General features: G+C 64.6%; 21 protein-coding genes. 7 read left to right on the forward strand and 14 right to left on the reverse strand.

Annotation, left to right across the window (positions count from 1 at the left end; translation table 11 throughout):
- The first annotated feature begins 59 nt into the window (after nucleotides 1-59).
- Nucleotides 60-1,058 (forward strand): aldo/keto reductase, encoded by a 999-nt coding sequence (locus tag RHIZ70P_RS02265; RefSeq protein WP_115668745.1) that lies wholly within the window; start codon nucleotides 60-62, stop codon nucleotides 1,056-1,058.
- Here RHIZ70P_RS02265 and RHIZ70P_RS02270 read toward each other — a convergent pair.
- The 10 genes from RHIZ70P_RS02270 to infC all read right to left on the reverse strand — a co-directional run bounded on the left by RHIZ70P_RS02270 (nucleotide 1,055) and on the right by infC (nucleotide 11,319).
- Nucleotides 1,055-2,521: a sensor domain-containing diguanylate cyclase gene (locus RHIZ70P_RS02270; RefSeq protein ID WP_115668746.1), complete on the reverse strand. Its 1,467-nt coding sequence runs from the start codon at nucleotides 2,519-2,521 to the stop codon at nucleotides 1,055-1,057. The two genes, RHIZ70P_RS02265 and RHIZ70P_RS02270, sit on opposite strands and share 4 nt — an antisense overlap.
- A gap of 332 nt (nucleotides 2,522-2,853) precedes the next feature.
- Entirely contained in the window at nucleotides 2,854-5,280 is a 2,427-nt protein-coding gene (gene pheT / locus RHIZ70P_RS02275) for a phenylalanine--tRNA ligase subunit beta (RefSeq protein ID WP_115668747.1), read from the reverse strand.
- A gap of 13 nt (nucleotides 5,281-5,293) precedes the next feature.
- Complete coding sequence (pheS, locus tag RHIZ70P_RS02280) at nucleotides 5,294-6,379, reverse strand: phenylalanine--tRNA ligase subunit alpha (RefSeq protein ID WP_115668748.1); 1,086 nt, start codon at nucleotides 6,377-6,379, stop codon at nucleotides 5,294-5,296.
- Between the two features lie 131 nt (nucleotides 6,380-6,510).
- On the reverse strand, nucleotides 6,511-6,915 hold the full coding sequence (gene rplT, locus RHIZ70P_RS02285; RefSeq protein WP_115668749.1) for a 50S ribosomal protein L20: 405 nt from the start codon (nucleotides 6,913-6,915) through the stop codon (nucleotides 6,511-6,513).
- Nucleotides 6,916-6,954: 39 nt separating this feature from the next.
- Complete coding sequence (rpmI, locus tag RHIZ70P_RS02290; protein ID WP_028738670.1) at nucleotides 6,955-7,158, reverse strand: 50S ribosomal protein L35; 204 nt, start codon at nucleotides 7,156-7,158, stop codon at nucleotides 6,955-6,957.
- Nucleotides 7,159-7,334: 176 nt separating this feature from the next.
- A complete protein-coding gene (locus RHIZ70P_RS02295) occupies nucleotides 7,335-8,660 on the reverse strand; it encodes a sensor histidine kinase (RefSeq protein ID WP_115668750.1) in 1,326 nt (441 codons plus the stop codon).
- Entirely contained in the window at nucleotides 8,657-9,322 is a 666-nt protein-coding gene (locus RHIZ70P_RS02300) for a response regulator transcription factor (protein WP_115668751.1), read from the reverse strand. The genes RHIZ70P_RS02295 and RHIZ70P_RS02300 overlap by 4 nt, the downstream gene beginning before the upstream one ends.
- Before the next feature lie 4 nt (nucleotides 9,323-9,326).
- A complete protein-coding gene (locus tag RHIZ70P_RS02305) occupies nucleotides 9,327-9,833 on the reverse strand; it encodes a PepSY domain-containing protein (RefSeq protein ID WP_115668752.1) in 507 nt (168 codons plus the stop codon).
- A gap of 153 nt (nucleotides 9,834-9,986) precedes the next feature.
- Nucleotides 9,987-10,622 carry a hypothetical protein gene (locus RHIZ70P_RS02310; protein WP_115668753.1) on the reverse strand — a complete coding sequence of 212 codons (636 nt, stop codon included), beginning with the start codon at nucleotides 10,620-10,622 and terminating at the stop codon, nucleotides 9,987-9,989.
- Between the two features lie 160 nt (nucleotides 10,623-10,782).
- The gene (infC, locus tag RHIZ70P_RS02315) at nucleotides 10,783-11,319 is read right to left on the reverse strand and encodes a translation initiation factor IF-3 (RefSeq protein WP_115669041.1); all 537 of its coding nucleotides are present in this window, start codon (nucleotides 11,317-11,319) and stop codon (nucleotides 10,783-10,785) included.
- A gap of 183 nt (nucleotides 11,320-11,502) precedes the next feature.
- Between infC and RHIZ70P_RS02320 the strand changes: the two genes are divergently transcribed.
- Nucleotides 11,503-12,330 carry an alpha/beta hydrolase gene (locus RHIZ70P_RS02320; protein ID WP_115668754.1) on the forward strand — a complete coding sequence of 276 codons (828 nt, stop codon included), beginning with the start codon at nucleotides 11,503-11,505 and terminating at the stop codon, nucleotides 12,328-12,330.
- A gap of 105 nt (nucleotides 12,331-12,435) precedes the next feature.
- Entirely contained in the window at nucleotides 12,436-13,053 is a 618-nt protein-coding gene (locus tag RHIZ70P_RS02325) for a transglutaminase-like cysteine peptidase (RefSeq protein WP_419178258.1), read from the forward strand.
- 107 nt (nucleotides 13,054-13,160) lie between these two features.
- On the opposite strand, the gene RHIZ70P_RS02330 is transcribed toward RHIZ70P_RS02325, so the two are convergent.
- Together RHIZ70P_RS02330 and mbfA are read right to left on the reverse strand one after the other, a co-directional pair.
- Nucleotides 13,161-14,360, reverse strand: a complete 1,200-nt coding sequence (locus tag RHIZ70P_RS02330; RefSeq protein ID WP_115668755.1) for an MFS transporter — start codon at nucleotides 14,358-14,360, stop codon at nucleotides 13,161-13,163.
- Between the two features lie 44 nt (nucleotides 14,361-14,404).
- Nucleotides 14,405-15,388, reverse strand: a complete 984-nt coding sequence (mbfA, locus tag RHIZ70P_RS02335; protein ID WP_115668756.1) for an iron exporter MbfA — start codon at nucleotides 15,386-15,388, stop codon at nucleotides 14,405-14,407.
- A gap of 200 nt (nucleotides 15,389-15,588) precedes the next feature.
- Between mbfA and RHIZ70P_RS02340 the strand changes: the two genes are divergently transcribed.
- From RHIZ70P_RS02340 to RHIZ70P_RS02355, 4 genes are all read left to right on the forward strand, one after another.
- A complete protein-coding gene (locus RHIZ70P_RS02340) occupies nucleotides 15,589-16,053 on the forward strand; it encodes a group III truncated hemoglobin (protein ID WP_115668757.1) in 465 nt (154 codons plus the stop codon).
- A gap of 202 nt (nucleotides 16,054-16,255) precedes the next feature.
- Nucleotides 16,256-17,362: a TRAP transporter substrate-binding protein gene (locus RHIZ70P_RS02345; protein WP_115668758.1), complete on the forward strand. Its 1,107-nt coding sequence runs from the start codon at nucleotides 16,256-16,258 to the stop codon at nucleotides 17,360-17,362.
- Nucleotides 17,363-17,694: 332 nt separating this feature from the next.
- Nucleotides 17,695-18,576 (forward strand): FecR domain-containing protein, encoded by an 882-nt coding sequence (locus RHIZ70P_RS02350; RefSeq protein WP_210209721.1) that lies wholly within the window; start codon nucleotides 17,695-17,697, stop codon nucleotides 18,574-18,576.
- A gap of 69 nt (nucleotides 18,577-18,645) precedes the next feature.
- Entirely contained in the window at nucleotides 18,646-21,450 is a 2,805-nt protein-coding gene (locus RHIZ70P_RS02355) for an EAL domain-containing protein (RefSeq protein WP_115668759.1), read from the forward strand.
- Between the two features lie 54 nt (nucleotides 21,451-21,504).
- On the opposite strand, the gene RHIZ70P_RS02360 is transcribed toward RHIZ70P_RS02355, so the two are convergent.
- Entirely contained in the window at nucleotides 21,505-23,061 is a 1,557-nt protein-coding gene (locus tag RHIZ70P_RS02360) for a hypothetical protein (RefSeq protein ID WP_115668760.1), read from the reverse strand.
- Entirely contained in the window at nucleotides 23,058-25,148 is a 2,091-nt protein-coding gene (locus RHIZ70P_RS02365; RefSeq protein ID WP_115668761.1) for an SH3 domain-containing protein, read from the reverse strand. Before RHIZ70P_RS02365 ends, RHIZ70P_RS02360 begins: the two co-directional genes overlap by 4 nt.
- Nucleotides 25,149-25,234 lie beyond the last annotated feature (86 nt).

The raw sequence follows: 25,234 nt of genomic DNA on the forward strand, positions 1-25,234 counted from the left end.
GCCCATGTCACCTCCGTCTATACTGGCGGCCGGTGATCGAAGATCAGAGGTATGATTTCATGAAGACACGCACACTTGGCCCCCTCTCCGTTTCCTCGCTCGGCCTCGGCTGCATGGGCATGAGCCATGGCTATACCCAGACCGGCGACGAGGCGGGATCGCTGGCAACGCTTGCCCGTGCCGTCGAGCTCGGCGTTACCCTGTTCGACACCGCCGAGATCTACGGGCCATTCACCAATGAGATCCTCGTCGGCAAGGGCCTGAAGCCCTATCGCGACCGGGTGAAGATCGCCACCAAGTTCGGCTTCCGCATCAACACGGAAAATCCCAACGACGCGTCCGCCGGCGGCACGGATTCGCGCCCCGAACATGTGCGCGAAGTCGCCGAGGCCTCGCTGAAACGGCTCGGCGTCGAGGTCATCGACCTGTTCTACCAGCACCGCGTCGATCCGGACGTGCCGATCGAGGAGACGGTCGGCGCCATGGCGGATCTGGTGCGCCAGGGCAAGGTCAGGGCGATCGGTCTTTCCGAGGCCAGTGCCGCGACGCTACGGCGTGCCCATGCCGTGCATCCGATTGCCGCCATCCAGAGCGAATATTCGCTGTGGACCCGCGATCCGGAAGAAAACGGCGTGCTCGACACCTGCCGCGAGCTCGGCATCGGCTTCGTGCCCTTTTCTCCGCTCGGCCGCGGCGTGCTGACCGGTGCGCTGAAGACCCTCGACGGCATGGCGGAGAACGACTTCCGCCGGACTTTGCCGCGCTTCTCGCAGGAGAACTTCGACGCCAATCTGGCGCTGGTCTCGGCGCTGGAAGCGATGGCAGCGGAAAAGGGCGTGACGCCCGGCCAGCTGGCGCTCGCCTGGGTTCTGGCCCAGGGCGATTTCATCGTGCCGATCCCCGGCACGACCAAGATCGCCAATCTGGAAAAGAACGTCGCGGCCGCCGACATCGTGCTTTCGGACGCAGAGGTTAAAACCCTCGGTGACATGCTTTCCCCGCAAAAAGTGGCGGGTGCGCGCTATCCCGAACGCATGGCGAAGATGGCGGGGCGTTAGGCCCCGCCTTTGCTGCGCCTTGCGTCCGCGGCGATCGGCTGGCTCGCATAGTGCAGGCGTTTGTTTTCGTACATCATGTCGTCGGCCCGCTTCATCAGCGCTTCCATGCTTTCGCCCGGCTCGCTGGTCGCAAAGCCCAGCGATATGCTGAGCAGTGCATCGGAATAGAACTGGTTGTTGATCTTCAGGATCTCGTGGATCGTGTCCACCATGCCCTGCGCGGCCTGGCGGTCTGCGCCGGGCATCAGGACCGCGAACTCGTCGCCGCCGATCCGCGTCGCATGGTGGGGCGGTTTCACGACGCTGTTCAAGACCTCACCGAAACGCCGAAGCAAGGCATCGCCGGCGTCGTGCCCGCGCTGGTCATTGGCCTCCTTCAGGCCATTGAGATCGACGACGATGGCCGAGACCGGCCTGAGCGACTTGCGTTCCAGCCGGTTCAACTCGTCGGTATAGAAGGCGCGGTTGTGCAGCTTGGTCAGGATGTCGTGCTTGCCGAGATATTCGAGATAGGCCTCCGCCTTCTTGCGGGCGGTGATGTCGGTCAGCGCAACCTGCACCCGCGACCAATCGCGCTCATGGCCGGGGAAGACCGCGAAGTTGAGAAGGATATGCCGAACGCTGCCGTCCAGTGCGTAATTGACCACTTCGCGGCTGTGATAGAGCCGATCGTCCCAGAGATCGATCAACTGTTCGCGGAACGGCTTTTCCATCTCGTCACGGAAGATCTCGCCCTGGCGAAGCAGCAGCGTCTGGCGATCGGGCGCGCCGAACAGGTCGAGCGTGGCCTGATTGACATCAAGAACCCGGATCTCCGACATGCACTGGCGTACGAATTCCGGATGCACGTCGGTAAACACCCGGAAGTCGACGATGCCGCGTGAACGGACATCTTCGATCAGCGTCCGGATACCGCTGAAGTCCTCGATCCATAGCGACACGGGCGAATGCTCGAAGACGCCTTCCGCATAGCGCCGGTTCTCCAGCTCGGCGCGCCGGGCATCCTCCCGCTCCGTCACGTCCTCGGTGGTGACCAGCAATTGCCCGAGCGTCCGCTCATGGCCCGGAAGGACGGAACCGCGCAGCTGAATATCAAGTCGCCGGCCCTTGAGCGTGTAGTTCACCGCCGTTCCGGCGAACTCCATCCTGCCTTCCCACAGGTCCGTCAGTTCGTTGATGTGGGTTTCCCACATGTCGTCGCAGAAGACCTTGCCGAGATTTCCGGCGAGTTCCTCAAGGTCTTGCGCCTCGAACAGGTCGAGCGTCTTGCGGTTGACCTGCAGGATCCGGATCTTCGAGGAGCATTCCGCGACACGCGTGCGATCCTGTTTGAGAAAGGCGCGAAGATCTGTCACGCCCTCAGCGCGCCAGGCGTCGAACTGGGCTTTGACCGCGCTGAAATCCTCGATCCACATCGCAATCGGAGCGAGTTCGAAGATGTTCGCGTCCACGGAAACGTTCATTGGAATATCGCCCACCGGAGAAAAATCGCGTCAAGAGAACCTTGACCCTCGGCATGTCGGTCAGGCTATTCAGTATTGATTAAATCTCTATTGATCAAACAGGGGCAATTCCGGCCGGCCAAGACGGTGCCGTGCGCGGTCCTGAGGAGGCTGGGAAAGCTCGCCGGGCGCCCTTTCGCCGTGCTCGGGCTTGTCCCGAGCATCTGCGTGCGGGTTGTTTTCATTGACCTCAGGAAATCCTCGGCACAAGGCCGAGGATGACGCCGCGCAATGGTGCGTATTTGCCGCAAACCGGAGCGGCGCCGAACGCCGCTCCCTCCTCTTCTCGTCCCTCAGGCGCGCAGGCTACCGCCGGTGGTCTTTTCGACATTACCGACGATCTTCTTCGTCAGCGCGTCGAAGTCCTCGTCGGTCAGTGTCTTTTCGACCGGCTGGATCAGCACCTCGATCGCCACCGACTTTCGGCCCTCGCCAACAGACGCACCCTCGAAGATGTCGAAGACATTGACGCCGGTGATCAGCTTGCGGTCGGCGCTGGCCGCCGCCTTGATGATCGCGGCCGCCTCGACCGCCTTCTCGACCACGAAGGCGAAGTCGCGCTTCACCATCTGGAAGGGCGAGAGGTCGAGCGCCGGCTTGGTGCGGGTCGCCTTCCGCTTCGGCTCCGGCACGGCGTCGAGATAGACCTCGAAACCGCAGAGCGCCCCGGACACGTCGAGCGCTTCCAGCGTCTTCGGATGGAATTCGCCGAAATGGCCGATCACCACCTTCGGGCCCATCTTGATCGTGCCGGAGCGGCCCGGATGATACCATTCGGGACCACCCTGCTCGACCTGGACATTGCCCATCGGCAGGCCGCAAGCCTCCAGAACGGCAAGCGCGTCGGCCTTGGCGTCATAGACGTCGACCGGCTTGCCGCCGCCCTTGGCAGCGTTCGACCACATGCGCCCGGCGCCCGCAAGCGATGCGGTGCCGCGGCGGATGCCGCCGGCGACGCGACGCTGGCCTTCCGGCCTATCGCTCTCATAGGTACCCGAGACCTCGAAGATCGCCACGTCGCCGAAGCCACGGTCGGCATTGCGCTGGGCTGCCGTCAAGAGGCCCGGCAGCAGCGAGGGGCGCATGTCCGACATGTCGGCGGCGATCGGGTTGGCGAGCTTCAGCGCGCGGCTGCCGCCGCCGAAGAGCCTGGCGTGTTCTTCCGGGATGAAGGACCAGGTGACGGCTTCCAGCATGCCGCGCGAGGCCAGCGACCGCTTGGCCGTGCGGGTGCGGATTTGCAGCGGCGTCAGGATCTTGGCGTTGACCGAACCGGTCGGCGCCAGCGGCTCGGGCTTGATCTTGTCGACGCCATGCACGCGCATGACCTCTTCCACCAGATCCGCCTTGCCGTCGACGTCAGGACGCCAGGAGGGAACCGCGACGGAAACCGTCTCGCCCTTGCCCGAGACCTCGAAGCCGAGGCCGGTCAGGATCTGGCGGGCTTCGTCATTGGAGACGGTGAGGCCCGTAAGGCGCTTGACCTCCGAGAAGGGGAAGTCGACGGTCTTGCGGTCGTAACCCTTGTAGCCGACGACCTTGGCCTTGGCCGCCGTGCCGCCGCACATGGAGAGCACCAGTTCGGTGGTCCGCTCGAGGCCGGGCATCATGTATTCCGGGTCGACGCCGCGCTCGAAGCGATAGCGCGCATCGGTGATGATACCGTGGCTACGGCCGGTCTTGGCGATGTTGATCGGATCCCACAGAGCGGATTCGATCAACACGTTGACCGTGTTCTCGTCGCAGCCGGAATGCTCGCCGCCCATGATGCCGCCGATCGATTCCGGGCCGTTGTCGTCGGCGATGATGACGTTGGTCGGGTTGAGCTTGTAGGTGCGGGTGTCGAGCGCGAGAATTTCCTCGCCCTCGCGGGCGCGACGCACGGTGAGTGTTCCCTTGACCTTGTCGGCGTCGAAGACGTGCATCGGCCGACCCTGGTCGAAAGTCATGTAATTGGTGACGTCGACCAGCGCCGAGATCGGGCGAAGGCCGATGGCGATGAGCCGCTGCTGCATCCAGCGCGGGCTCGGACCGTTCTTCACGCCGCGCACCAGCCGGTAGGCAAAGCCCGGGCAGAGGCGCTCGTCGTCGAGCACGATCTTCACTTCGATCGGCGTTTCGCCCTCGGTCTTGAACTCGGGCGCCTTCGGCTGCTTGAGCTTGCCGAGCCCGGAGGCGGCGAGATCGCGGGCGATACCGAAGACGCTCGTACAGTCGGGACGGTTCGGTGTCAGGTTGATCTCGATGACCGGATCGTCGAGCCCGGCATAGGACGCAAACGAGGTTCCGACCGGCGCGTCGTCCGGCAGGTCGATGATGCCGTCGTGATTGTCCGACATGTTGAGTTCCTTTTCGGAGCACATCATGCCGTGGCTTTCGACGCCGCGGATCTTGCCAACCGCCAGCGTCACGTCGATGCCGGGCACATAGGTGCCGGGACGGGCCAGCGCACCGACCAGGCCGGCCCGCGCATTGGGTGCGCCACAGACGATCTGCACCGGCGATGCACCGTCGCCGGCATCGACCGTCAGAACCTTCAGCCGGTCGGCTTCCGGATGCTTTTCGGCCGTCAGGATCTTGGCGATGACGAAGGGCTTGTACGCCGCCTTGTCGTCGACGTCCTCGACCTCGAGGCCGATCGCGGTCAGCCGCTCGCAGATCTCGTCGAGCGTGGCCTCGGTTTCCAGGTGATCCTTCAGCCAGGAGAGTGTGAATTTCATGGGTCTGTCCTCCTTACGCGCTCAAACCACCGAACAATGTCGGCACGTCGAGCGGGCGGAAACCGTAATGGCTCATCCAGCGCACATCGGCGTTGAAGAAGTCGCGCAGGTCCGGCATGCCGTATTTCAGCATGGCGATGCGGTCGAGCCCCATGCCCCAGGCAAAGCCCTGGTATTCGTCCGGGTCGAGGCCGCCGGCGCGCAGCACGTTCGGATGGACCATGCCGCAGCCGAGGATTTCCATCCAGTCCTTGCCCTCGCCGAACTTGACGATCGGCCCCGAGGAACGGTCACACTGAATGTCGACCTCGAAGCTCGGCTCCGTGAAGGGGAAGAAGGACGGGCGGAAGCGCATGGTGACATTGTCGACCTCGAAGAAGGTCTTGCAGAACTCTTCGAGGATCCAGCGCATGTGGCCGACATGAGCGGTCTTGTCGATCACCAGGCCCTCGACCTGGTGGAACATCGGCGAATGGGTGGCGTCGCTGTCCTGGCGATAGGTCTTGCCGGGAATGACGATGCGGATCGGCGGCTTCTGCGCTTCCATGGTGCGCACCTGAACCGGCGAGGTGTGGGTGCGCAGCACCTTGCGGTCGCCGTTGTCGTCGGGCTCCAGGAAGAAGGTGTCGTGCATCTCGCGGGCCGGATGGCCCTCGGGGAAGTTCAGCGCGGTGAAATTGTAATAATCAGTCTCGATGTCCGGGCCCTCGGCGATCGAGAAGCCCATGTCGGCGAAGATCGCGGTGATCTCGTCGACGATCTGGCTGATCGGATGGATGCGGCCGCGCTCGGCCGGCGAGGAACGGACGGGCAGCGAGACGTCGACCGTCTCGGCCTTCAGCCGCGCGGTGATGGCGGCGTCCTTCAGCTCGCTCTTGCGGGCGGTGATCTTTTCGGTCACTTCGGTCTTCAGCGCGTTGATGGCGGCGCCGCGCGTCTGGCGGTCTTCCGGCGTCATCGAACCCAGCGTCTTCAGGAGTTCGGAAATTGAACCCTTCTTGCCAAGCGCGGCGACGCGGACCGCCTCGATATCGGCTTCGTTGTCCGCCGCGGCGATGTCGGCGAGAAGCGCCGTTTTCAAACTGTCGAGATCGGACATGTCCGTTTCCTGCCCCTTATACCACCGGGTCCCTAACGCCCCGGCATGACGACAAAATGAAAAACCCGCGCTAGCCCTGCCAGCGCGGGTTTCCCAACAATTTCTTTTACAAAAGCTTGGGAAGCGCTGGCTTACTTGACCGCGCTTTCAAACTCGTTGGCCGTGCCGGCGTCCTTGAGGTAGGCCAGTGCCTTCTTGGCAGCGGCAACCAGGGAGCCGAAGGCTGCCGGTTCATGGATGGCCATGTCGGACAGAACCTTGCGGTCGACTTCGATGCCGGCCTTGTTGAGGCCGTCGATGAAGCGGCCATAGGTCAGGCCGTGTTCGCGGACGGCAGCGTTGATACGCTGGATCCACAGGGCGCGGAAGTTGCGCTTGTTGACCTTGCGGTCGCGGTAGGCGAATGCCTTCGAACGGTCCACGGCGGCCTTTGCGGCGCGGATCGTGTTCTTGCGGCGGCCGTAGAAGCCCTTGGCTGCCTTGAATACCTTGTTGTGCTTGGCGCGGGAAGTTACGCCACGTTTTACGCGTGCCATGTCATGATCTCCTTAAATGATCCAAAAAGCGAAAGGGTCTCAGAGACCGTTCGGCAGGTAGTTCTTGATGACCTTCTTGCCGTCTGCTTCGGAAAGAACCATCGTGCCGCGTGCGTCGCGGATGAACTTGTTGGACCGCTTGATCATGCCGTGGCGCTTGCCGGCGGCAGCCGCCAGGACCTTGCCGGTGGCGGTGATCTTGAACCGCTTCTTGGCGGAGGACTTCGTCTTCATCTTGGGCATTTTGCTACTCCATTGTTCTTGTATCGAAACGGACAGACGACGCCCGTTTTCAAGCATAAAGAACGGCCACGGCATGCCCTGCCGGACCGTTCGGACGCGCGCTTATAACCGCTGACGGATAAAAGCGCAACGGGTCGCATCGGGAATCTCGAACGGCCGCCGACGATGCGGGCCCGCTACCCGCGAAGCGGCACCGACAGCTTCACCGACAGCCCGCCGAGCTTCGCGCGGCCGAGTTCCAGCGATCCGCCATAGGCCGACAGGATGTCCGCCGTGATGGAGAGCCCCAGCCCGGACCCGCTGCCATCCTCGCCCAGATGCACACCTCGCGAGGGAAGGATGGCCAGATCCGCCTCCGATGCGCCCGGACCGTCGTCCTCGACGATGATCACAGCGGCCTTGTCCGCGGCCGCCGCCGTGATGCGAATTTCGCCCCGGGCGAACCGTGTCGCATTGTCGAGCACGTTGCCGAGCGCCTCGGCGAAGTCGGCGGCATCCATGTCCACCGCAAGCCCGGCCGGAACGCGGATCTGCCATTCGATACCGCGCGGCTCGGTAATGGGCCTCAGCACCATGACCAGCTTGCCAACCAGGGAACCGAGTTCGGTCAGGCTCATCTGCTCGACGCCAAGCCGCGCCGATTGCAGCTGGCGGTCGGCGCGCTGGCGAATGAGATCGACCTGCTGGCGAGCCAGTTCCCTCTCCGTCGGCGGAAGATGGTCGGCGACATGGAGCAGGACGGTCAGGGGCGTCTTCAACCCATGCGCCAGATCGCTCGCTCGGGCTCGCGCCCTTTCCACCGCCGTCTCACGCTCCTGGAGCAGCAGGTTAAGTTCGGAAACGAGCGGCCGCAGTTCCGAGACGCCGACGTCGTCGACCGAATTCGCCTGCCCGGAGCGCACCAGCCCCACCCGCTGCTGAAGGCGCACGAGAGGCGCGAGCCCGACGCCCACCTGAAAGATCGCGGCGGCCACCAGGACTGTGGCGCTGAGGGTCAGCATCAGGGCCATGGCGCTGTGAAACTGGGCAACCGCATCGTCGAACTCGAAACGATCGAAGGCGGCCGACAGCGTAAACCTCCGCGAGCCATTCGGCCCGTCGAGGGAGATCGCACGCTGATAGACAAGAAGGTCGGCACCGTCGGGCCCCTCCGCCGCCAGGAACCCGTAATCCGCCGGAAGCAACGCATCGGCCGGCAGGTCGACATCCCAAAGCGACCGCGAGCGCAGCACCTCGCCCGATTCGGGAGCCACCTGCCAGTAGCGTCCGCTGCCTGGAAGCGTGAAGCGGGGATCGGACGGCGTCTTTTCAAGAACCACCTTCTCGTTGCGCAGTTCCAGGCCGGCGGCCAGTTGATCGACGATAACGGCCATTTCTACCCGGTATCGTTCGGCCACATAGCCCGAAAAGACACGGCTCAAGCCGTAGCCCAGCACGAGAAGGATGAAGACGATGGCGGCGAAGGCTCCGATGACGACCCGGACCCGGAGCGACTGGATCATGCGTTCTGATCCGGCAGCACGTAGCCAAACCCGCGTCGCGTTTCGATCGCCTCCGGATCGGTCTTGCGCCGAAGCCGGGCGATCATCGCCTCGACCGAATTCTTGGCGGCGTCATCGTCGCGCCCCTGCACGCGCCGGGCGATCTCGATCGGATCGAAGACGCGACCGGGCTCGCTGACAAGCAATTGCACGAGGCGGTATTCAAGCGCGGTCAGGTCGAGCGGTTGGCCGTCATAGGTCACGCGCCGGGTCTGGTCGTCAACGACGAAACGCCCTGCGGACTTGATCGGCGACGGCCGCCCGCGGGCACGGCGCAGCAGCGCCTTGAGACGCGCGACCAGCTCTTCGCTGCGAAAGGGTTTCGGCAGATAGTCGTCCGCTCCGGCCTCGAAGCCGTCAACCCGCTCCATCCAGGAACCCCGCGCGGTCAGGACGAGGACCGGCGTATCGAGGCCGCTCGCCCGCCAGCGCTTGAGGATCGACAGGCCGTCCATGCCCGGCAGGCCGAGATCGAGAATGATGGCGGCATAATCACCGGTCTCACCCTCCTCCCAAACCTCTGGCCCCGTCGCGAGATGGTCGACGATATAGCCTTCCGCCTCGAGCTTGGCCTTCGTATGTTCCGCGATATCGCGATCGTCTTCGGCAAGCAGCAGCCGCATGTCGTCACCACCACCCGAACGGGCCGAGCGTGCGACCCGTCTCGGCATTGAGGCGAAGCGTGCGCACGCCGCCCTTTTCGTTCTCGACTTTGAGCACATAGAAAGGGGTCTTGGACTCGAGCGACAGGTCGACGGACAACACGCGTCCTGCTCGCATGGCGGCTACGCGCTGCAGAATCTCGCGAAGCGGCAGAATGCGGCCTTCCCGGACTGCGTCGCGCGCCTTGGTATGGTCGTCGTCGGACCCCGCTCTATCGTTGTCGTCGCCATCCTCGCTTTCGCCCTTGTCACCGCCGGAACCGGAATCATCGCCGCCGTCGTCACTACCGCTGCCGCCGTCGTCGCCACCACCACCGTCGTCGCCACCACCGTCGTCGCCACCATCACCGCCGTCGCCACCATCACCGCCGTCATCGTCGGCAAGTGTCGGCCCCGCCCCCACGAGGTGCGCCGTCGAGGTCACCGCCACCAGGAGAAGCAACAGGAATTCCCGCCTATCGATGGCCGTCATTGTTTCTCAGCCTCCCCTCGGGCGCCAGTCTCTAAGAACAGTAACGTCTGTTTCATCGGCACGCCACAGCAACAAGAAGAAAGCCCCGCCCTTGCGGGCGGGGTGAAAAGACCTGTGATCCCGGCGGCTGGATCACAGCCCTTTCAAACGGAATCAGCTGGCCGGAACGACCGTCACCCGCGTAACCGATCCGGCAGGTGCCTCGAACTTCACTTCGGGCTTGCCGTGTTCCCACTCGAACCGCAACTGCAGGCGCTGGCCGGCCTGATCGACGGCGATCAGCGAGCCCTTGGAAAGACCGGCATATTGGGCATCGTTGACGATCAGCTGGGTCTCTTCGCGCCGACCGTTGGAGACGTTGTCGTCATCCACGTCGTCGACACCATCGTCATCGACACCATCGTCGTCGGCAACGTCATCATTGCCGTCATCTTCGACGTCATTGTCGCCACCGCCGTGATCGTCGGCACCGTCGTCGCTGTCGTCGTGACCATTGTCACCACCAGCGCCATGGTCGCTTTCGCCGCCGCCATGGTCGCTTTCGCCGCCGCCGTGGTCGCTCTCGCCACCGCCATGGTCGCTTTCGCCGCCACCATCGCTTTCGCCGCCTCCGTCGCTTTCACCACCGCCGTCGCTTTCGCCGCCGCCGCCGTGATCGTCAGCATAGGCGACGGAAACGACGGACGCGGCAAGCGGCAGAGCGAGGCTGGAAACGACCGCCGGCAGAACGGTCAGCGAAAGCAGTGCGGTGCTCGATACGAGCAGGGGCTTACGCAGAAGGTTGATCATCTTTATTCCTCCGGTGTTTGAGAATCTCTGATCTCTACACCCGGAACTTACCCGCCCTCGGCTGACAGTTCGCCCAGCCGCGCTGTCAGAGAACTGTCAGCAGCGGACAAGAAAAAAGCCGCCCCGGAAGGCGGCTCGTTTTCTGGTAATGATCGCAACCTTACTTCGGCGCGAGCACCATCATCATCTGACGGCCTTCGAGCTTCGGCTCGGCCTCGACCTTGGCGACGGCGAGCGTGTCTTCCTTCACCTGCAAGAGAAGCTTCATGCCGAGTTCCTGGTGGGCCATTTCGCGGCCGCGGAACTTCAGCGTCACCTTGACCTTGTCACCCTCTTCGAAGAAGCGGTTCATGGCCTTCATCTTCACCTCATAATCATGGGTGTCGATGTTGGGACGCATCTTGATTTCCTTGACCTCGACGATCTTCTGCTTCCTGCGCGCTTCGGCCGCCTTCTTCTGGTTGGCGAATTTCAGCTTGCCGAGGTCGAGGATCTTGCAGACCGGCGGCTCGGCATTGGGGGAAATCTCGACCAGGTCGAGACCCGCCTCTTCCGCCATCCTGAGCGCCTCGTCCGTCGGCACGATGCCGAGGTTCTGGCCTTCGTCATTGATAAGCTGGACCCGGGGAATCCGGATCTCCCGATTGGAGCGCGGCCCTTCCTTGACAGGGGCATCGGCTTTGAAAGGTCTGCGAATGGTCGTATTCTCCTGAACTGTTGAGCCTAGCGACGACGCGCCTGACGCGCGGGCCTCCAGCGTTTCAGCTATTTGGCTCTTGCCGCTCGGCAAGTCAATAACACGCTTCGGATGGAAAATCACCTGCTGTCCGTCACTTCGCGAATCTGTTTTACAGGGCCTTACACACCCAGGGAGCCCTCCATGACCTCGATCCACTCCGTCCCGCACGCCGAAACGATCACGGTCGGCCGCGGCGACGAAGCCCGCGACATCGCCATCCTTACGCGCCCCGCGGCTGCGACGACGGCGCCTGCGGCCCCCGCGCTCGTCTGGCTCGGCGGCTATCGTTCCGACATGAGCGGAACCAAGGCGCTTGAGATGGATGCGCTGGCGGCGGAAAAGGGCCTGGCGGCGATCCGCTTCGACTATTCCGGCCACGGCGCCTCCGGTGGCGAATTCCGTCAAGGCACGATTTCCCGCTGGCTGGAAGAAGCGCTCGCCGTCGTCGATCATGCCGGCCTGCCGAGCCTCGTCCTGGTCGGTTCGTCAATGGGCGGCTGGATCGCGCTGCGCCTGGCGCAGGAACTCGCACGACGCGGCACCGGGCCGCGGCTCGCCGGCATGGTGCTGATCGCGCCGGCGCCGGACTTCACGGTCGAGCTGATCGAGCCGAACCTTTCCGAAGCCGAACGGACGTCCCTCGCCGAGCGGGGCTATTTCGAGGAGCCGTCGGAATACAGCCCCGAACCGAACATCTTCACCCGCGCGCTGATCGAGGACGGCCGGGCGAACCGGGTGTTGACCGGGATCATCGAAACCGGCTGCCCGGTGCATATCCTGCAGGGCATGGCCGACCCGGATGTACCCCATGCCCACGCCCTCAAGCTGATGGAATTCCTCCCCGCCGACGACGTCGTCCTGACCCTGGTGCGCGACGGCGATCACCGGCTGTCGCGGCCCGAGGACATCGCCCGGATGAAGGCGGCGATCCTGTCGATCGTCGACGCCGGCGGTGCGGCCGATCTGTAGCATTTTAACCATAGTTGACAAATCCCTAACGCAGCGTCGGCGCCACGATTGACTCTCAACCCCGTTGGACCTTAACTTTTTGTTAAGGATTAAGGGGACGAGTTCATGATGAACCGATCGCGCGCGTTTGCGGCGCTGCTTGTGATGCTCGGCGTTTGCTCGCCGGCCGGCAATGGCTTCACCGCACCGAGGACTCTGCTGTCGATGACCACCGGCAGCGTCACGTCGCAGCCGATCGGCCATTATGAATTCTGCCGCCTTCACCGCGACCAATGCAGCGTGAAGAGCAAGCCCGGCGCCCTGCCGCGCCTCACCCCGCACGGCTGGGACGTGGTCCGCGACATCAATGCCGGCGTCAACGCCGCCATCATGCCTGTGACCGACGCCGAGGCCCATGGCCGCGAGGAGGTCTGGAGCTATCCGGTCGATGCCGGCGATTGCGAGGATTTCGTCCTCCTGAAGCGGCAGAAGCTGATGGAAGCCGGCTTCTCGGCCGCCGACCTGCTGATCACCGTGGTGCGCAAGCCCGATGGCGAGGGCCATGCCGTGCTGACGCTGCGCAGCGCCCAGGGCGACTTCATCCTCGACAACCTCGTCGACGAGGTGAAGCTCTGGACGGAGACGCGCTATACCTATCTCAAGCGTCAGGCGAGCTTCGACACCGGCCGCTGGGTGACGATCGAGAACGGCGCGACCGACGTCATGGTCGGCGCGCTCGACTGAGGCCACCCTGCCGGCACGCCGCGCTTTATGGCCGGACGGCGTCAGTGGCTGCGGGCCCATCCGTCTTCGTCTCAACATCGCCATCCCGTGCGATCCCGGCCCCGAATTCAGTTCGTCGATGTCTCCTGCGAAAGCAGCGGCGCCAGGCGCGATAGGGCGATCATCGCCGCAAGTCCGACCGCCCCCATCAACAGCAGGCAGCCGACCGCCGCCGATATGCCGAGCTTCTCATTGACGAAGATGATGGTGAAGGGTGCGGCAGCCGACAGGACCATGCGAATGCCCGACAGCGTGCCCATGGTCCGGCCGTAGCCGGCCGTGCCGAAATAATGCAGCGGCAGGACGCCGCGAATGATCGACGTCAGCCCCTGGCCGATGCCGAAGAAGACAGCAAACAGCAGCACGATGGCGACGGCCGGGAAGATTGCCGCGGCAAACAGCAAGGCGAGCGCGAGGAAGATCGCCCCGGTGGCGATCAGCCCCGTCACCGGCGGGGACAGCACGCCCCGGCGCGCATATTCGATGATGCGAGCCGCGACCTGCGACGGCCCGATCATGCTGCCGGCAAGCGTCGCGATCGCCGGCGTGAAGCCGGCATCGCCGAGCAGCACCAGCAAGGAAGCGCCCATGGCCGAGAGAACGAATCCGCCGGCCGAAAGGCTGATGGCCATCAGGGCGAGTTGCGGCCGGCGGCTGACGACCGGGGGACGTCCGGCGCCAGCAGCATTCGTCGCGGGGCGCACCGGCGGCTGCCGATAGGACGGCCAGAGCGCGTGCACCGGAAGGGCGAGCACCAGGTTGAGACCGGCAAGGACCAGATAGACTTCCCGCCAGGTCATCATCGTCAAGAGCCACTGGATCAGCGGCCAGAACACCGTCGAGGCAAAGCCCGCAACCAGCGTCACCAGCGTGATCTGGCTTCTGGCCTCCTGGCCGTGGCGCTGGGCCAGCGCGGCGAAGCCGGCATCATATTGCACGGCGATCGACACGAATTCCGCCGCCAGCGTCACGGCGGCGAACTGCCAGCCGTTCTGTACCATGGAGAGGCCCGCGAGCGCCGCGGCCGCCAGGATCGATCCGAAGGTCAGCACGGGGCGCGCGCCGAACCGGTCGATCAGCCGCCCGATAATGGGAGCGGACACGGCGCCGCCCAACAGGCCGATCGAAAAGACTGCGAAGACAAAGCTCTGCGACCAGCCGAATTCGCGAGCGATTTCGGGCGCCAGGATCGAGAACGAATAGTAGAGCGTGCCATAACCGACGGTCATGGAAACGCCCATGCCGAGAGTGGCCGCGGATGGTTTCATGATGACGCCGCTACGCTATTCGCATAGCGGCTTCATGACAATCATCAACCGTGGCCGATCAGGATGCCGGCGGCGAGAACGAGCGAGCCGCCGAGCACGACCTGCATGGCGGCGCGCAGGAATGGCGTCTCCATATACTTGTTCTGGATGAAGGCGATGGCCCAGAGTTCGAAGAAGACGATCACGGCGGCGGTGATGGTCGCCGTCCAGAAATGCGGAATGAGATAGGGCAGCGCGTGACCAAGACCGCCGAGCGCCGTCATGATGCCCGAAGCCAGGCCGCGCTTGATCGGCGAGCCGCGCCCCGATAGTTTCCCGTCGTCGTGGGCCGCTTCGGTAAAGCCCATGGAAATGCCGGCGCCGACCGAGGCCGACAGGCCGACGAGGAAGGTCTGCCACGTGTCGCCGGTGGCAAAGGCGGCAGCGAAGATCGGTGCGAGGGTGGAGACCGATCCGTCCATCAGACCGGCAAGTCCCGGCTGCACATAGGTCAGCACGAACTGGCGGTGGGCGCTCGCGTCTTCCTCTTTCTTGACGTCTTCCGGCGTGTGGCGTTCGCCGAGCATGGAGGCGATTTCCTCATGGCCCTGTTCGGCCAGGGCCAGATCGCCGAGCAGCTTGCGGGTTTGCGCGTCCGTCGTGCGCTGCGCCGCCGCGATATAGAAGCGGTAGGCGCCCTGCTCCATCGTCTCCGCCTCGGCGCGGATCTGGTCGAGGCTCTGGTTGGCGCGCAGCCAGTCCGGCTTGCGTTCATAAAAGCCGCTGACATGCTCGCGGCGGATCAGCGGAATGCGCTCGCCGAAGCGCTGGCGGTGCATTTCGATCAGCTGATTGCGGTGGGTGTGCTCGACCTCCGCCATATCCTCGAACACCTTGGCCGATTGCGGATATTGTTCGCGCAACTGGTCGGCATAGGCGAGGTAGATGCGCGCATCGTCCTCTTCCGACGAAATCGCGAGCGCCAGGATTTCCTGGTCGCTGAGGCTGGAAAAAGGGCGTTTCGACGACGAAAACAAGCGCGCCAGCATGAAAATCTACCTCATTCTTTATAATCATTCTAAATCTAGTTCGCGAGCTGTTCGAGGTCAAGTCGTCACGGTGCCGCACCCCTTGACCAGGGCAATTCCAAAAGCCGATGCGACGATCGGCCCGGGCGCGCCCGTTTGACGAGCGCATCACGATCAACGACAAGCGTCAAGCTGACATGGGACGAAGGAAGGAGACGGCGATGCAGGATGATCTGATCGGTCGCGCGGCGCACCGGGCCGAGATCACCGCCCGCGCCGAGGCGCAGATGGCCGGAATGGGCGTCGACCGCGCCTTCATCGATAAACTGGTCGAGACGTTCTATGGCCGCATCCAGGCCCATCCGAGCCTTGGCCCCGTCTTCGACACCCGCCTATCCGGCCGCTGGCCGGAGCACCTCGCCAAGATGAAGGCCTTCTGGACGTCGGTCGCGTTCAAGAACGGCGCCTATGGCGGCAAGCCGGTCCAGGCCCACCACGGCGTGGCTGGCATCACAGAGGGCTTGTTTGCCGAATGGCTGGCGCTGTTCAGCCAGACCCTCGTCGACATGGAAGCGACGGACGAAGCCCATGCCTGGTTCATGGCGACGGCCGAACGGATCGCCCGCAGCCTCGTCACCGCCCTCTTCTATAATCCCGCCCTCGACGACCCGACCCGACGCATCTAGCCGTCCGCCTGACGGATCTGCCAACATGCCCCGGCGCGCATCTTTCGCATTCCGTCCGAGCTTTCTGCGTAATTTTGCGAAAGGCAAAACACCCTTGCGCGCAATTCTGGCAGCCTTTTGGGCTTGCAAGCACGACACATCATGGCTAGACCCCGCATGGGAGGAGGAAATGATTATAGGAAACAACCAAGGTCACTGAACCATGAATCGCCGTAAATTCTTCCAGCAAGCCGGCGCCGCCGGCTTGGGCGCTGCTGCCTCCGTCTCGCTCGCCGCCCCGGCGCTTGCCCAGGAAAATCCCAAGATCACCTGGAAGCTGACCTCGTCCTTCCCCAAGAGCCTCGACATCATCTTCGGCGCCGCTGACGAGATCGCCCGCAGCGTATCGGAAGCCACTGGCGGCAATTTCACCATCCAGACCTTCGCTGCCGGTGAGATCGTTCCGCCGCTCCAGGCCGCCGATGCGGTCGCTGCCGGCACCGTCGAGATGGCGCACACCTGCTGCTACTATTACATCGGCAAGGATCCGGCCTTCGCGCTCGGCACCGCCGTCCCGTTCGGCCTCAATGCCCGGATGACCAATGCCTGGTTTTCGGCCGGCGGCGGAAATGAACTGATCAACGAGTTTCTCGCCGGGCACAATCTCTATGCGCTGCCCGCCGGCAATACCGGCGCCCAGATGGGTGGCTGGTACCGCAAGGAAATCAAGACGATCGACGATCTGAAGGGCCTGAAGATGCGCATTGCCGGGCTCGCCGGCGAAGTGATGAGCAAGGTCGGCGTCACGCCGCAGCAGATTGCCGGCTCGGACGTCTATGCCGCGCTCGAAAAGGGCACGATCGACGCCACCGAATTCGTCGGCCCCTATGACGATTTCAAGCTCGGCTTCTACAAGGTCGCCAAGTACTATTACTATCCTGCCTGGTGGGAAGGCGGCCCGGCCGTGCATGCCTTCTTCAACAAGGAGAAGTTCGAAGGGCTGCCGGCGAACTACAAGCGCATCCTCACCGACGCCTGCGCGGCAGCCAATGCCTCCATGCTGGCCAAGTACGATACGCACAATGCGGCGGCGCTTCGCCGGCTCGTGGCGGAAGGAACCGAACTGCGGGCCTTCGGCTCCGACATCCTCGATGTCTGCCACCAGGCGGCGCTCGAGACCTATGCCGAGCTTGGCGCCAAGAACCCCGCCTTCAAGAAGATCTATGACAGCCAGCAGGCGTTCAAGAAGGATGCCTATCTCTGGGCACAGATCGCCGAATACGGCTTCGATACCTACATGATGATCCAGCAGCGCCAGGGCAAGCTCTGACGCCTTCGCCGCCAAGGCGCGCAAACCCCGCCCCGGACATCCCTGTCCGGGGCTTTTTCTTGGCGCGCGCCCATTCGGGCCGGCTTAGCGGAGCGCAATTCAATATTTCTAATTTTATATGTTAGGTATTTGTTATTTTGAGTGTTTTACGATCCGCGCAGTGTGTTTTGCGTGGAGTTCGAAAATTGCGCTTGTCGATAGCCCTTGCCACGATTGTCGTGGCTCTCAGCCCGGCCGTTTCGGCGTTCGCCGAAGGCTGGATCGTCTCCAAGGTTCGTCAACCGGCAAACTATACGATCGACAGCAAGACCTGGCAGCGCGTCGTGGACGGAATGGAGATCCCGACCGGAGCCTGGATCAGCACCGGACCGCGCGGCCGCGTGCTCCTCGCCCACGAAGACGACATGGTGACGGTCCAGCCCGGCACGATGACGGCAATCTTCGCCAAGGACCGCGCGGGCAAGAAATTCGAAATCGCCCAGCAGGTCGGTGAGATCGTCGTCGACTTCGAAAAGCGCGCCGGCCGCAATCTCAAGATCCAGACACCGTTTCTCGCGGCGGTCGTCAAGGGCACGCGTTTCACCGTCCAGGTCGACCGCAAGGGCGCCACGCTCGGGGTATCGCGCGGCGTCGTCGGCGTTACCGACCCGCAACGCGGCCAGTCGGTCGACGTCCTAGCCGGCCAGTCGGTCGCCGTTTCGCCAGGTACTCCGGGCTCGCTCTCCGTCCTCGGGCCCGGTCCAAAGTCTCCCGTCGTCAGCGCGCCGGTCACCACCCCGGCCGTTCCCAGCATCGATGCGCGCACCAATCCTAACGACCGCGCCGACGGAGCCGGCAACACGCCCGGGAACCGCAACGGGATTGGCAACGGAAACGGGATTGGGAACGGCAACGGGAACGGGAACGGCAACGGCAACGGCAACGGCAACGGAAACGGAAACGGAAACGGCAACGGGAACGGAAACGGAAACGGCAACGGGAACGGGAACGGAAACGGCAACGGGAACGGGAACGGGAACGGCAACGGCAACGGGAACGGGAACGGCAACGGCAACGGGAACGGGAACGGAAACGGGAACGGGAACGGAAACGGAAACGGCAACGGCAACGGGAACGGGAACGGGAACGGCAACGGGAACGGGAACGGGAACGGGAACGGGAACGGGAACGGCAACGGGAACGGCAACGGCAACGGCAACGGCAACGGGAGATGAGCAGGGCAGAGTGATCAAGGGCCTAACGTCTCTCGGGGACGATATTTCGCCATCACCAGAAAGCAGAGGATGTTGAAAGCCGCCTTCCCCTTCCGCCGGTTGCTGGTCCTGGCCAGCCTGTTCTGCATCGTCGCCAGCCTGGCCGGGCTCGGCGGCTTTGCCCGGCTGGACGCGGGGCTGACGGCGCGGCGCATGGCTCTCTCGCCGCGCGCACCGACCGGCGATGTGGTCTTCGTCGCCATCGACAAGCAGAGCCTGGATGAAATCGGCGTGTGGCCCTGGGACCGCTCGGTCCATGCCCGGCTGATCGACGTTCTCACCAGGGCCGAGGCCCGCGACATCTTCCTCGATGTCGATTTCAGTTCCCGCTCGTCGGAGGCGGGCGACCAGGCTCTGGCCCGGGCGCTCGAGCAGGCCGGCGGCGGGGTCATCCTGCCGACGTTCACGCAATACCGCACGACCGGCGACCGATCCGGCGCGACGGACGTCACGGCACCCCACCCAATGTTCTCCAAACATGCCTGGACGGCCAGCGCCAGCGTGCGAGCGGATGCCGACGGCGTCGTACGAAGGTTCGCCTATGGCGAAGAGCAGGATGGCGAATTCGTCATGTCCGTTCCCGCCGCACTCGCCGGAAAGGCCGACGCGGCCTCGCCACCGTTCGTCCTCGATTTTTCCATCGATCCGGCCAGCCTTGTCTCCCATTCGGCAATCGACGTCGCCTCCGGCCGCGTCGATCCTGCCGTTTTCAAGGACAAGATCGTCGTCGTCGGGGCGGCCGCGATCGAATTGAAGGACAATTTCCTCGTGCCGGTGCATGGTCTGGTCTCGGGCCCGATACTCCAGATCATCGCGACGGAAACCCTGCTGCAGGACCGGACGCTGACCCCGCTGCGAGCCTGGCCCATGCTGCTCCTCTGCGCTGTCCTGGGCTTTGTCACCCTTTCGCCGCGGCGCAGCCTGCGTCTGCAATCCTTGCTGATCGGGTCGACCGTGATCGCGCTGGAAACAGCGGGCTTCTGGCTGCAGTCGGCCCATGCGCTTCTCCTGCCGACCGCCGCCAGTCAGGCCTTGCTCGGCCTGATCGTCGTCACCCGCATCCTCGAGGAGCTGGACCTCAGGACCTGGCTGTTGCGGCTCGCCTCGGTCGAGGCCGACAACAGCCGCAGCCTGCTTGGCCAGGTCGTCAGCGACAGCGCCGATGCGATCCTGGTGATCGACGAGGACGGGATCCTGATCGCCCACAGCGCCCGCATCGCCGACGTGCTGCCCGAACTCGCCCCGCTCAGGGACGGCGATGCGGTCATGACCATCCTTCCCCAGGCCTGGCGTCGCGACATCGAAGCGGCCATGGCGGATCTGCGCCGGCAATGCGCCGAACCGGCCAAGCTGCACGAGCTCACGCTTGGCGAAGGCGCCGGGGCCCGGACGATTGAATACACCATCACCGCCTCACAGAGGGCGCTCGCCAACGGCAAGAGCCGTCGCGGCGAAGACCATGCCTTCGTCGCCTGCGTTACGGCGCGCGACATTACCGAACGCCGGCGGCAGGAGGAGCGGATCGGCTTCTTGTCACGCCATGACGTTCTCACCGGCGCGCTCCGCAGTTCGGCCTTCGTCAACGAGATCAACGACAAGCTGCGGCAAGAGCCGCCGGCGGGACGCGGCCATGCCGTCTATGCCGTCAACCTGCACCGTTTCAAGACCATCAATTCCACCCTCGGCCGCTCCAAGGGCGACGCCCTGCTCAAGGCGGTGGTACGCCGGCTGGGATCGCTCGACGATCGGCTGTCGCCGATTGCCCGTCTCGGCGGCGACACGTTCTCCGCCTTCACCCTCACGCCCGTCACCCCTCAGGAAGCCCGCGCGCTGGCGGATGCCATCGTCGCCGCCCTTTCGACCCCCTTCGCGGTCGCCGAGGCCAAGGCGCAGCTCGGCGTGCATATCGGCATGGTGTTCAGCACGGATGCGCCCAGCCGGGGCGGGGCGGCTCTCGTGGCGGAGGCGGAACTCGCGCTCGACGACGCCCGCCGCACCAATGGCAATGGACTGGTCGAGTTCGATCCGGAGGGCGGCGCCCGCCACGCGCAGACCCGGCGGATCGAGGCGGAACTCTGGCATGCGCTCGACCGCAACGAGGTCAGGCTGTTCTACCAGCCGCAGGTTTGCCTGACGGATGGCAAGCTGATCGGCTGCGAGGCCCTCTTGCGCTGGCACCATCCCGAGCTCGGCTTCGTCTCGCCGCAGGTCTTCGTCGAGATCGCCGAGGCCAACGGCTTCATCGAGCCGTTGGGCGCCTGGGCCATGCTCCAGGCCTGCCGCGACGCCTTGACCTTCCGGCCGGACCTTGCGGTGGCGGTCAACGTCTCGCCGCTGCAATTGCAGCGCGGCGACATCGTCGCCACGGTCCGACAGGCGCTGCAACAAACCGGCCTTCGACCCGACCGGCTGCAGATCGAAATCACAGAATCCACCTTCCTCAACCCGTCCGGCGACATGCTGGAGAAACTGTCGGCGCTGAAGGCGCTCGGCGTCTCCATCGCGCTCGACGATTTCGGCACAGGCTATTCCTCCTTCGGCTATCTGGCGCGCTTCCCGCTCGACAAGATCAAGGTCGACCAGATGTTCGTTCGCACGCTGATCGACAACACGGCGAGCCAGGCGATCGTCCAATCGGTGAAGACGCTGTGCCGCGGTCTCGGCATCGCCATGATCTGCGAAGGGATCGAAACCGAGGCGGAAGCCGCCTTCCTGCGGCGGATCGGCTGTGAGCAGGGCCAGGGCTATCTGTTCGGCCGGCCGCAACCCGCCGAAGACCTCATCCGGCTGGCGGACAGCGAAAGCGTCCCGCTTCCGGTGGCGGCGCGGGCTTGATGCGGCGGGGCAAGGCTTGTTGAGCCGCCCTCACGCAGAGAGAGCGCCACCCGCCTATTTCGACACCTGCCAGCCGCCGCTGCCGCCGCCCCATTTGTTGCTGGCCGACCACTGGCCCGAACCGGAACGCCCGTCGACCCGGCCATTGATCGTCCCGTTGAACGGATAGGGCTTGGTCTCCTTGAACACCGTGCCCTGCAGCACACCGGTCAAAGGCGCGCTGAAGGCGCCGTCCGCGCCCAGCGATCCCGAAAACCGTGCGGTGAAGCCGTCGCCCTCGAAGCTGCCCGAAATCGAACCGGAGACCGAAGAACCGGCAACGACAAGGGTCAAGGAACCGGAGGCCTTGCCGGAAATACGGCCACCATATTGGCCGGCGAGATCCGCAGCAGGCTGCTGCGGCTCCTCGGTCAGCCCGCTATGGCGCGCCACCACGGACCGGTATTCCTTGAACTTCTCCAATTGGTCCCGGTATTCCTTGGAACTGGCCCCATACACCACACCGGTCGACAGAAGATTCGCCATGGCCTTGATGTGGGTCGCATTGTGCGGGTCGAGCACGCCGTCGTTCTTCAGCTTGTCGCGGATCATCTGGGTGAAGCGCTGGAGATTGTAGGGGTGCTTGGTCCACCAGTCGCGCCCGTATTTGCCATAGGCCGCCGTGTCGAGGGCCTCGGTCATCAGGTCGGCTTCGGCCTGGGCATCGGCGCGCGCCTTCTCCACCACGGCGGCCGCCTGGTCCTTCTTGCTGCGGGCCGCAAAGGTCTGGAGTATGTCGTCGACGACTTCCTCGTCGCTCGTTGCGGTCAACCGATCGCGCACCGCGTCGCTCGGTTCCGCCGTCGCCTGGGAAATGTCGTCGGCACGCTGGTCAACCAACTCGATCTTGCGGTCGCGGATGACGGAGGAATAGAGCGGCAGCGTTTCCAGCCGCGTGCGGATCGCCTCGCGGGTCTGCTCGTCACCCTTGGCATATTCCTGGTAGAGTTCCTCGATCGTGCTGTCGACGAACTTGCCCTTGGCGTAGTTCACCACGCCCGCCGCCGTCTCGACCGCTGTAAAGGCGGCGGCCGCCGGCGTCGCGGAGATGAAGGCGCGGCCGAGAAATTCATAGGCCGCCTGCGGATCGCCGCCCGCCGCCTTGCCGAGCACGTCGGCCGCCTCGTTGACCTTGTCGATATTGCCGAGCACGCCTGCCATCTGCTGGCGCAGGCCTGGGTCCTTGATGCCGTTGGCCAGCGTCTTGCCGAGCGCGACAGCGACCTCTTCGGTCGCCGCCTTCGCCTTTTCCGGATCGCCGCTGGTCAGCGCATCGGCCGCATTCTCGGCGAACTTGTTGATCTCGTTAGCCGAAAGCGCCACCGTGCCGAGCTGGCGGACAAGGGCCTTGTTGGCTCCCGACTTGTACAGCTTCTTGTAGAGCGCGACGATCGCCGCCTGCGACTGCGACTTGATCACCTCCTTGGCCTGTTCATCGGCATAGTCGAGCGCCGCCTTCTTGGCATCCTCCTGCCACGTGGTCGGCGCCTGGGCGAGCGCCGCCGGAGAAAAGAGCGCGAGTGTCCCGGCCATGACCAGGGCCGGCAGGTCAATCGGTCGCAAGGATCTCATCTCGGGTTCACCTCCAGGTCGCTCAGGTCGATATCGGCAAAGGGATCGGCTCCGCTCGCCGGTGCGACGGCGGGAACCTCGGTGCCCTCGGGCGGCGGCAGGGTTTCGTCGAGGCTCCCCAGTACCAGCTCGAACAGCGGCAGACCGTCGGCCAGGTCCTCGCCGAAGGCGCGGTAGGACAGCGTCAGACGGGCGCCGTCGCCGCGCGGTTCGTCGAAGAATATCTGCCGGCCACGCATGCGGCCTTCGCTCAGTTCGAGCACGGTCGCAGGACGTCCGATCATCACCGTGTAATCCAGCGAGGCGACCTCGTCGCTCGGCATCGGCTTGTCCTTCGGCCAGAGCGACAGCGCGATCTGCGCCCCTTCGTCCGGCCGGGTCATGACGATCCCGCCGGCGATGTCCTCGTCGGGCCCGACCTTCCAGCCGGTTGGAACCGCGACCGAGGTGCGGCCCACCCAGGCACGGCGCTCGTCGTCTTCTTCGGCCAGATCCTCCTCTGCCTCGCTGTCCGCCGTTGCGGCACCAGGCGACGTCGCTACCTGGTTGCCCGACCCGAACACGACCCGTGGCTGCCCGCCGCCGCCGTCCTCGGCCTTGCTCTCCTCTCCATCGATCGTCACGCTCTCGAGGATGCGGTCGAAGTCCGGGTCGCCACCGCCGAGGCGGATGTCGCCGGTCGCTTCGAACAGGAAATGCAGGCGCTTCTTGTCCGCCCGGCCTTCGTCGAGCGTCACGCTCAAAGTCTCGATCCCCTCGAACCTCGAGTGGATCCACAAGGCCGCCTGGCCGGCAACCTTGATCTTGCGATGGGAGAGGATGTCGTTAAAGCCGAGCAGCGGTTCGTCGGGGAACCACCACCAGACCATCAGGCTACGCTGGCCGTCGGGTGCCTTCAGGGTGAGCGTGTCGCCGTCGATCTGCTTTTTCCAGTCCTGCGGCGCCTGGAGGGCAAAACCCTCGAAAGCATGTGTCGCCCAGCCATCCCTTTGGGTCACCGGCGGCGCCTTGCCGTCATCGGCGGTCGTCCCGGCGGCGTCCACGGAGCGTGCACCGTCGTCACTGGCCAAACCCGTCTCTTCCGGCAGATCCTTATCAACCGTCGTCGCCGGCTGTTCGCCTTGGCCGTCGGCCCCCTCGTCCGCCGTGCGCAGCGAGTTCGCCATGCGCGCGGCCATCGGATCGAGCCTGGCCTTCAGGCCCTTGGCATAGCTGATCTCGAAGGTGTGGATCACCCCGCCATCATCGCTCAGCAGCACCTTGCGCAGGAAGAAGTCGCCGCCGCGAAAACCGGAGTGCAGATACCAGTTGTCTCCCCGGCGCTTCTGGGTGACCTTCTCGTCGTCGGCGAGGCCTGCCAGGTGCTCCTCGATCAGTTCGTCGAGCGTGCTGTCGAACACATTGTGCGAACCGAAGACCAGGAAGCGGGCCGAGCCATCGCGCGCCTCGAAGGTCCGCCCATCATCGTTCTCCGGCGGCGGCAGCATACGGAACATCGGCGCGGAATAATCGATCCGCGTGCCGAAGCGGTCGTTGCGATAGGTGATCCAGTTGCTGGCCATCGGATCGGCCGGGACACCGGCTTTGTCCGCCTGGTCGGCATCTGTCTCGCCGGCATCGGAGGGCTGGGCGGCGTCGGCGGGTTCGGCCGACTTCTCCCCGTCCGCACTTTCGGCCGGCCAGGGATCGCCTCCCAGGTCGGAGGGGGGCGCATCGTCGCTAAGATCGAGCGGCGGCGGCGGGCTGCCGGGTCCCGTGGAGTCCCTATCCGGCGGTGGGCCGTCGGGGCCGCCGTCCGGTGCGGCGCCGCCAAATACATAGGCGTCATAGGCCCAGCCGCGCGTACCATCCGGGAGTTCGACGTTCAGCCAGCGTCCGTCACGACCGATCACCGTCAGTTCGGTGCCCGGCCCCATGGGCAGGATCATCGGAAAGCGCGAGCCCGGCCCCGTGCGCAGCGCGAGGAAATTGTCGCCTGCCGGGTTCAGCCCCCCGACATAGTCGGCGTGCGTCGGTCCAGCCGCCAGGCTCGCTCCAAGCGATGCCAAAAGGATAGTGCCCAGCCAGAATATGCGATGCCGGTCCACGCCATGCCTCCCTGATGCCGCAACGCCGTCCGCCGATCATGGATCGGAAGACAACCCCTGCGACAATTCCCCGCGATAGTCCAAGG

It is taken from the genome of Paenirhizobium selenitireducens ATCC BAA-1503 (genome assembly GCF_900492185.1).
In the GTDB taxonomy this organism is placed as follows: Bacteria; Pseudomonadota; Alphaproteobacteria; order Rhizobiales; family Rhizobiaceae; genus Allorhizobium; species Allorhizobium selenitireducens_A.